A 2,632-nucleotide genomic window follows, 5' to 3' on the forward strand; every position below is an offset into this window, starting at 1 on the left:
CACCCTGTTCCGGGAGTACGGCGGGTCGCTGCGGGTGTGGGACCGGGTGGCCGGCTCCCGGCCCGGCACGCAGGGATGGGTGGTGACCACCGACGAGCTGCACGGACAATCGCTGCGGCTGCCGGCCGAGGCCCCGGGCGAGGACAGCTGGTGCTGGCAACTCGCCGACCCTGCACCGGCCGTGGCAGTGGACGCCGAACGATCCGCCGCGCGGGTCCTGGATACTTGCGTCGTCGCCGGACGCACGCTCCGGTTGACTGTCGACGCCGACCACGTGGTGCGGGTGCGGGACACCGCCGCCGGGGCGGAAGTCGGTGAGCGGTCGTTCCCCTGCCACGAGGACCGGATCCGGGCCGGCGCCTTGGCCGAGGTGAACGGGCAGCTCCGGGTGGTGACGGCCGCCCTCGACCGGGGCGTGCGGCTCTGGGAGGTGGCCGGCGGGCGGCAGGTCAACGGCCCCTTCAAAGGGCACACCGGGCACGTGTGGGACGTCGCGACGGCGATCGTGAACGGGCAACCGGTGGCCGTCACCGCCAGTGCGGACCACACCGTGCGCGTCTGGGAGCTTGGGAAGCGCAGGGTACGGCGCCGCACCGAGATCCGCGGCCACAAGGACGTGGTGCTGGCGGCTGCCATGACCACCATTCAGGGCCAACCGGCCGTCGTCACCGCCGGTGCGGACAAGGCGCTGCGCGCCTGGGACCTGGCCACCGGCATACCGTACGGCGGGTGTATCGCCGCCGAGGTCAGCCTGCTGGCGACGGCGGAACTGGACGGACGCACCGTCGCGGTGACTGCGGCCCCGGACGCCATGCTCCGCAGGTGGGACCTGGATACCGGCAAGGAGCTCGGCCAGGCCGTCGCCGGACCTGCCGGCCGGATCCTGGCCCTGGCCACCGCCCGGGTCGACGGGCGAGACGTCGCGGTGACCGGCAGCTCGGACGGCACCGCACAGCGCTGGGACCTGGCGACCGGTCAGCCCCTCGGCCAGCCCCTCACCGGCCACACCAGCCGGCTCACCGCGCTCGCCACCGCCACCGTGGACGGGCGCGCGCTGGCCGTGACCGGCAGCTGGGACAAGACGGTGCGGCTGTGGGACCTGGCCACCGGCCGCCAGCTCGGCGATCTTCTGACCGGCCACACCGACTGGGTCACCGCGGTGACCACCACCACACTCAACGGGCACCCCATCGCGGTCACCGCCGGCCGGGACGGCACGGTCCGCACCTGGAGCCTGCCCGACGGCCGGCCGTACGCCGAGCCGCTGTCCTGCCCCGCCGGGCCCGTACGCTGGCTGGCAACGGCCGTACACGGCACCAGCACCCACCTGATCACCACCAACGGCACCAAAACGGTATCGGTGCGCGACCTGGCCACAAGCGCCGAACTCGCGCCACCCCTGCGCTGCCCCGCGCCCGTCCAGTCGGCCCTCGCCGCGCCGGACGGCACACTGGTGCTCTGCTTCGGCCCGGAGATTGCCGTGCTGTCCGCCGTTGACGGACAGGCGTCGGCTCGGGTGGCGCGGACTACGACTCGGCCCGCGATGCTGATCGACAGGCCGTGACGTGACGGTGGCCGCACGGGTTCTTTGAGTGTGACCAAGAAGTGGGCCCGCGCGGCCTTGACCCATCCTGCCTTTTGCGGCGTCTCGCGTACACATCTCGGCGATTTAATCGAAGAGTTGGCAGACCCGTGGCTCGCCCGGTGCGAGTCCGTGCTCCGTGAGCGGCGTGGTGCCGAGCGGCAGCGAGAGGCCGGCGCCGGACCGAAACACGACCTGGTCTTCACCGACCGCCTGCTCGTCGCCCTGGTCCACCTTCGCACCGGACTTCCGCACGCCGCGCTTGCCGCCCTGTACGGCACCGCCCGCTCCACGATCTCCCGCGCCATCGGCGAGATCCGCCCGCTGCTGGCGGCGCGCGGTTTCGCCGTCCCCGACCGCCCCGGTATCCGACTGCGCACCCTGGCAGACGTGTTCGCCTACGCCGAGGCCGAGGGGATCCGGCTGCGGATCGACGGCGCCGAGACGCAGGTCCGCCGCCCCAAGGCCAACCGGCCCGGACGGCGGGCCTTCGTCTCCGGCAAGAAGAAGCAGAACACGATCAAGACCACCACCATCAGCGACGGCCAGGGCCGCCTGCTGTGGTCGGGTGCGGACCGCCCAGGCCGCATGCACGACCAGACCGCGATGCGTACCGAGGGCATAACCGAGCAACTCCGACTCCACCCAAGGGCGACAGCCGAGGTCGACGAGGGCTACCGGGGCCTGGCCAACGAGTTCCCCGACCAGGTCAGCGCCCCGCCGAAGAAGCCGAAGGACGACGCACCGCTCGGCGAGCAGTACGCCTGGCGAGAGATCCGCCGGCGACAGTCCTCGGAGCGGATCTGTGTCGAGCACGCCAACGCCGAGCTGCGGCAGTGGTGCCCGCTGCAGCGCTACACCGGCCGGCGTGACGACTACGCCGAGACCCATCGTGCGATCGCTTCACTGATCTCGGATCGCTCTGCCCGTCGGGCGACCCACCGCAAGCCGAGCACCGAACTGGTTCTCGCCCGGCAGGCGACCTGCTGATCAACCACCAGCCAAACCGCCAGGCCAGCACGCCCCGACCTCAATCGCGGACCGAGTTGT

At 72.2% G+C, this 2,632-nt stretch carries 2 protein-coding genes; both read left to right on the plus strand.

Annotated elements, in window-relative coordinates; all coding sequences use genetic code 11:
* On the plus strand, positions 1-1,564 hold a 1,564-nt coding region (locus tag ACFC79_RS38155), incomplete at its 5' end, for a WD40 repeat domain-containing protein (RefSeq protein WP_376249865.1).
* A 30-nt stretch (positions 1,565-1,594) separates the two neighbouring features.
* Positions 1,595-2,572, plus strand: a complete 978-nt coding sequence (locus tag ACFC79_RS38160; RefSeq protein WP_376249867.1) for a transposase family protein — start codon at positions 1,595-1,597, stop codon at positions 2,570-2,572.
* The last annotated feature ends 60 nt before the right edge of the window (positions 2,573-2,632 follow it).

It is taken from the genome of Streptomyces sp. NPDC056061 (assembly GCF_042266885.1).
Taxonomy (GTDB): Bacteria; Actinomycetota; Actinomycetes; order Streptomycetales; family Streptomycetaceae; genus Streptomyces.